The sequence below is a fragment of the Neoroseomonas soli genome, from assembly GCF_018129065.1.
Lineage (GTDB): Bacteria > Pseudomonadota > Alphaproteobacteria > Acetobacterales > Acetobacteraceae > Neoroseomonas > Neoroseomonas soli.
The window spans coordinates 82248-88480 of sequence record NZ_JAAEDM010000012.1; the positions used below are offsets into that span (position 1 = coordinate 82248).

Genomic DNA, 6233 nt, shown 5'->3' on the forward strand with positions numbered 1-6233 from the left:
GGCGCCGCCCCGGCCTCGCGGTGCGTCCGGCCATGACCACGCGGCCGCGCATCACGGTCGCCGTCCCGAACTACAACACGGCGCATTGGCTGCCGGGCGCCATCGACAGCGTGCTGGCGCAGCGTTTCGCGGATTTCGAGTTGCTGGTGCTCGACAATGCCTCGACCGATGACAGCCTCGCCGTCGTCGCGCGCTACGACGACCCGCGCATCGTCTGCCACGTCAACGAGCGCAACCTCGGCTTCGCCGGCAATATCCGCGTCGGCTGCGAGCGCGCGCGGGGCGACTACGTCATCTTCCTCGGCACCGACGACATCCTGCTGCCCGACTTCCTCGACGAGATGGTTGCCTTCCTCGACGCCGAGCCGGGATGTTCCATGGTGCACGGCGCCGCGGCCTGGATCGACGCCGAGGGCCGGCGCTTCGGCCGCTCCGACCCGGGCTGGGCCCGCATCACCCCGGGGGCGGAGGCGATGCTTGGCGCCTTCCGCGACGGCTTCTGCTTCACCACCATGGTGATGCGCACGGCGGCGATCCGCGCCACCGGCCCCTTCGACGAGCGCTGGCGCGAGGTCATCGACCTCTGGCTGTTCTGCCGGATGTGCCTCGCCGGCGACATCGGGCATCTCGACCGCATCCTGGTCGAGTACCGCATCCACCCGCAGGCGATGTCCCAGGTGATGGGCCGGAGCAACCTGATGTTCCGCCGCCAGCTGGCGGCGGCGCGGGAGTGCTTCGCCTGGCCCGGGACGGCGGCGATCGGGGCCGCGCACCATCTGCGCGAGGCGGAACTCCAGTGCGCGCGCACCGCCTTCGAGGTGCTGCACACGAGCCGGGGCGAAGGCTACGGCCGCTACTTCGCGAGCATGGCCGAGATCCTGCGCGAAGTGCCCGCGGTGCTGCTGCGGCCGGCGACCTGGGCGCGCATCGGCTTCGGGCTGCTGCCGCGTCCGGCGATCGAGGCGCTGGCGCGGCTGCGCGCGCGCCGGGCGGTCGCGCGGCAGGACGCCTGATGCCTCGGCGCGTGGCCCGCGACGCTCTGCTCGTGATCGGCGGCCGGATCGGGTTCGTTGGCCTCTGGTTCGTCGCGGTGCTGCTGGTCTATCGCGGCCTCGGCGCCGACGAGGCGGGGCTCGCCGAGGCCGGCCGCTTCGCGGTCGCCATCGCCTGCGTGAAGATCGCCTCGGGGTGCATCGTCGATCCGGGCGATGTCGCGCTGATGCGCCGCGCGCCCACCCTCCTGAGGAGCGACGCCGAGGCGGCCCACCGGCTCCTGCGCGCGGCCTTCCTCCTCCGGCTCGTGGCCACGCTCGTGGTGGCCGCGGCGCTGCTTGCCTTCGCGGCGGGGTTCGGCCGGCGCCTCGTCGGTGGCGGCGGGGCGGTCGCGCCGCTGATGGGCCTGATCGTCGCGGCGATCCTCGCCGACATGCTGTTCCGCTCGGTGCTGGTGGTGCTGCAGGCGGCGGAGCGCTTCCCCGCGCTGGTCCTGCTTGAAGGTGCGCTGCAGGTCTCGCGCCTGCTCGCGATCCTGCTGCTCCTGGCGGCGGGGGCGATGACGGTCGAGCGCGTGCTCGTCGCCTATGCCGGCGCCGGCTTCCTCGCCGGCCTGGCCGGCGCGGCGCTGCTGTTGCCGCGCGCGCTCTTCGCCTCCGCCGGGATCGACCGGGCGGATGTGCGCGACCTCGTCGGCTTTCTCAAGTGGATGGTGCCGGCGATGGTGCTCGCCGCCTTCAACGAGCGGCTCGACATCCTGCTGGTCTATGCGTTCAAGGGCGCCGACGCGGCCGGCCGCTACGGCGCGATGCTGACGCTCGCCGTGGTGCCGGACCTGGTGGCGGGCTGCCTCGCCGCGATCGTGCAGCCGCGCATCGCGCGCATGCTCGCCGAGGGCAGCTACGGCGAGACCCTCAGGCGCTTCCTGACCGTCGCGCTGCCCGGGGCCGTGCTCTGCTTCCTCGTCGCGCTGCTGGCCGGGCCGACCGTCATCCCCCTCGTGCTCGGCGCGGGCTATGCGCCCGGCGTGCCGGCCTTCCTCTGGCTGCTGGCGGGCACGCTGTTCTGGCTGGCCGTGACGCCGCTGCCGATGTCGCTCGTCGCCGTCCATGCCCCCGCGCGCATCGCGCTGGTCACGATCGGGCAGACGGCGATCATCGTCACCGGCGCGGTCGCGCTCCTGCCGCCGTTCGGGCCGGTCGGCATGGCGCAGGCCGTCTGCGCCATGCGCGTCGGCGTCGCCCTCGCGCTGCTCGTCATGGCGCATCGGATGGCCCGCCCGCCGCGGGCGGTTCCGCTGCCGACGGGGGAGGGGCCATGGGCAAGCACGGGGCGGTGATCCCGTTCGGCGTCGGCTTCGGCCTGTTCTCGGCCGCGGCGGTGGCCGGGCCGGCGATCGCGGCGGGCGGCGTGCTGGCCGTCGCCCTGGCCGCGGCGATCTACGGCTGGCCGGTCGTCGGGCTCTGCCTCATGGTGCTCTCGGGCACGGCGCTGCAGATTCTCGGCAGCGAGCACATCACCGGCCTGCCGCTCAGCCTCGGCAAGATTGCCGGCGGGGCGACGGTCTCGATCTGGCTTCTCCGCAGCGTCGTCCGGCGTATCCCGGCCACCTGGTCGCCGCAGGTGATCGCCCTGGCCGGCTTCCTCCTCGCGGTCTGGGCCAGCGGCTTCGTCTCGCCGGACCCGGCGGAATCGCGTGAGGGCCTGTTCCGCTACATCCAGCTCGCGCTGCTCACCGTCATGATCGCGAACATCGCCGGCGACCTCGCGCTCGCGATCGAGGACGGGCGCGACGGGCTGCTCGTCGATGTCGGCTCCACCGCCTCGCTCGGCGCCGCGGTGGAGCGACTGGCGCGCGCGCCCGAACTCCGCGCGGCGCTGGGCGCGGCCGGCCACCGGACGCTGGCCGAGCGCTTCTCCCCCGCCGCGATGTTGCGCCAGCTCGAGGGCTTCTGCGCCATGCTGGCCGAGGAGGAGGCGCGGCGTGGCCGGTGAGCGGAACCCTGTCGTCTGCCTGCCTCCGAATGGCAGGACCGACGTCTCAGCCATCACGCTTGTGCGTCCGATTGGGGCGCGAGGTCCGGACCGCCGCGACGCCCATGCGCGCGAGGCGCGCGCCCTCTTCGACGACGCCTCGGCCGGACCATTCGCATGAGCGGCGCCGCGCCCGACCTCTCCGTCGTCGTCGTCAGCCACGGGCACGAGGCGATGCTGCCGCGCTGCCTCGGCTCGCTGGCCCCGGCGCTGGACGGGCTCAGCGCCGAGATGCTGGTCATCGACAACCTGCCCTCGGGTGGCGCTGCGGCGGCGCTCGCGGGCCTGCCTGCGCGGGTCGTTGGCAACGCCGTCCCCCTCGGCTTCGCAGCCAACGTCAACCGGGGCGCGGCGGCGACGACCGGGCGCCACCTGCTCTTCCTCAACCCCGATACGGAGCACCGGGCGGGTCGCATCGCGGAGGCGCTCGACTTCCTGGCGGCGCGGCCCCGGATCGGCCTGCTCGGCTGCACCCTGCTGGAGGAGGACGGCTCGCCGCAGCAGAGCTTCCGCCGCTTCCCGTCGCCGGCGGTGCCGATCGCGCGCGGCCTCGGCGCCGATCGCTGGCCGTGGCGCCCCGCCTGGTACCGGCGCGCCATGATGGTCGGGCAGGCCGGGGAGGAGCCCTTTCCTGTCGACTGGATCTTCGGGGCATTCCTGTTGATGCGGCGCGCCGACTTCGAGCGCGTCGGCGGCATGGATGAGGGCTACCGCCTCTACTACGAGGACATCGACCTGGCCTGGCGGCTGCGGCGGCTGGGGCTCGCGACCTGGGTCCATCCGGGGCTGCGCTTCCTGCACGCGCACCAGCGCGCCAGCGCGAAGCGGCCCTTCAGCCGCGCCTGGCGCTGGCACGTCGCGGGTGCGCTGCGCTATTTCGCGCGGACGGCCGGGCGGCGGCCGGACCCGGAGGCGTGAGCGACGGGGCAGGGGGGCTTTCCCGCAGGCCGGGCGTGCCCGCGGGGCCGGCGCCGTGGCAGGATGGCCGCGGCACGGAAGGGAGACCCCCCAATGACCCGCCCGCTCCGCCTGTTCCCCGCCTTTGCCGCGGCCCTCCTGACCCTGCCGCCGGGCGCGGAGGCGGCGCCGCAATGCCGCTTCCCCGCCCCCTGGACGCGGATCGAGCCGCCGGCGCGCACCGCCGCCGGCACGCCGCTCAGCCCCTTGCGCATCGCCGCGGATCCTTCGGTCCTGCGCCGGGGCGCCCGCTACGAGATGTGGTTCACCAATGCCGATAGCCGCCAGCGCACCGGCATCGCCCGCGCCGAGAGCACCGACGGGCGCATCTGGACGGTCTGGCGCAGCCCCACCAACCCCGACCCGGTGATGGACTTGGTGCTCGCCGCGCCGGCTGGTGGCTGGGACGCGCCGGGGCTGGAGACGGCGAACGTGCTGGTCGGACCGGATGGGCTCTACCGCATGTACTACACGGGAAACCGGGCGCCGCAGGGCAGCGTGACCTTCGCGATCGGCCTCGCCACCTCGCCCGACGGCATCCGCTGGGCGCGGCGGAACGCCCCGGTGCTCGAGGCGGCGAACGACTGGGAGCGCCCGATCTGCGCGCAGCCGGGCGACCCATCCTCCTGCCGCATGGGCGGCGTGCTGGAGCCGAGCGTGCTCCACGACGCGGCGGCCGGGCTCTACCGGATGTGGTATGTCGGCCTCGGCGAGCCGTCGGACAGTTTCCGCAGCTTCCGCATCGGCCACGCCACCTCCCCGGACGGCGTCACCTGGACGCGGCGGGCCTCGCCCGTCCTGGCGCTCGGGCCGCGCGGCAGCTGGGACGAGATGTGGACGAGCCACGTCAACGTCGTCGCCGACCCTGGCGGCGGCTACCACATGTTCTATTTCGGCAGCGCGCCGGGGGATTATCGCGACGGCATCGAGATGCAGCGCGGCTCCATCGGCCACGCCTACAGCGCCGACGGCATCACCTGGGAGCGCAACCCGGCCAACCCGATCCTCGCGCCGCGTGCGAACCAGGTGGACGCCTGGACCCTCGGCGGCCCGACCGCGGTGGTGGAGAGCGGCCGGATCCGCCTCTGGTACTTCGGCAACCGGACGAGCGGCCTCGCCTCGGACATCGTCATGGCCGAGGCGGCCTGCGGGCCATGAAGCCGGGCGGCACCATGCGGCGGCGCGCGTGCGCATGCTGAAGGAAGCCCTGGTCCGCCTCGGCGCGCCGGCGCTGCTGCGGGCCCTGCTCGGCGGGCGGGGCACGATCCTGGTGCTGCACCGGGTGCGCGCGCCCGACCCGGACCTGATGTTCGAGGTGAACCAGCGCAACAGCATCCCGCCCGAACAACTGACCGGCCTGCTCGACATCCTCGCCGCGGAGCGGATCGAGGTCGTCGGCCTCGATGAGGCGCTGGCGCGTCTCGCGGCGCCGCATGCCGGACGCTTCGCCTGCCTCACCTTCGACGACGGCTACCGCGACAACCACGACACGCTGCTGCCGATCCTCGCGGCGCGGCGCGTGCCGGCCACGGTGTATGTCGCGCCGGGGCTGATCGACGGCACCGCGCCGCTCTGGTGGTACGCGCTCGACCAGGCGATCGCGCGGACCGCGCGGCTCCGCCTGCCCATGCCGGAGGAAACCGAGATCCCCTGCGGCGACCGCGCCGCCAAGGAACGCGCCTTCGCCCTGGCCGCCGGCTTCATGCTGCGCGCCACGCCGGAGCAGGCGGCGCGGCTCAACGCGGCGCTCGTCGAGCGCCATGGCGCGGACCCGGCGGCGCTGGCGGCGCGCCACATGATGACCTGGGACATGGTGCGCGCGCTCGCCGCCTCGCCCTTCGTCGAGATCGGCGCGCATACCCTGACCCATCCGCCGCTCGCGGTGCTCCCGCCCGCGGCCGCGGCCGCCGAGATGGCGCAGAGCCGAGCGCGGCTGGAGCGCGAGACGGGCCGCCCGGTGCGCCATCTCGCCTATCCCTACGGCACGCCGGGGACGACGGGGGCGAGGGAAGCGGCGCTGGCAGCGGAACTCGGCTTCCGCAGTGCGGTGACCACCGTGCCGGGCACCCTGGGCCGGAGGCACGCCGCCGAATGCCACGCCTGGCCGCGCCACGGCATCGGCCCGGCGGATGGGCCGGCGGCGATCCGCCTGAAACTGGCCGGTCTCGCCAACCCCCTCGCCGCGCGCGGCTGAAGGCGGCCAAGGCCCCGCGGGGGGGGGGGGCACAGCGGGGCGCCGGCCCCCCGGG

Annotated in this window: 6 protein-coding genes; all 6 read left to right on the forward strand. The window is 74.6% G+C overall.

Features of this window, described 5'->3' with window-relative positions; translation table 11 throughout:
* Positions 1-32 precede the first annotated feature (32 nt).
* Positions 33-1013 (forward strand): glycosyltransferase family 2 protein, encoded by a 981-nt coding sequence (locus tag GXW76_RS07145; protein WP_211861311.1) that lies wholly within the window; start codon positions 33-35, stop codon positions 1011-1013.
* Entirely contained in the window at positions 1013-2332 is a 1320-nt protein-coding gene (locus tag GXW76_RS07150; RefSeq protein ID WP_211861312.1) for a lipopolysaccharide biosynthesis protein, read from the forward strand. Before GXW76_RS07145 ends, GXW76_RS07150 begins: the two co-directional genes overlap by 1 nt.
* A complete protein-coding gene (locus tag GXW76_RS07155) occupies positions 2311-2988 on the forward strand; it encodes a glycosyltransferase (protein ID WP_211861313.1) in 678 nt (225 codons plus the stop codon). Before GXW76_RS07150 ends, GXW76_RS07155 begins: the two co-directional genes overlap by 22 nt.
* 156 nt (positions 2989-3144) lie before the next feature.
* Positions 3145-3945, forward strand: a complete 801-nt coding sequence (locus GXW76_RS07160; RefSeq protein WP_211861314.1) for a glycosyltransferase — start codon at positions 3145-3147, stop codon at positions 3943-3945.
* A 93-nt stretch (positions 3946-4038) separates the two neighbouring features.
* A complete protein-coding gene (locus tag GXW76_RS07165; protein ID WP_211861315.1) occupies positions 4039-5142 on the forward strand; it encodes a glycoside hydrolase family protein in 1104 nt (367 codons plus the stop codon).
* A 34-nt stretch (positions 5143-5176) separates the two neighbouring features.
* Entirely contained in the window at positions 5177-6178 is a 1002-nt protein-coding gene (locus GXW76_RS07170; RefSeq protein WP_211861316.1) for a polysaccharide deacetylase family protein, read from the forward strand.
* The last annotated feature ends 55 nt before the right edge of the window (positions 6179-6233 follow it).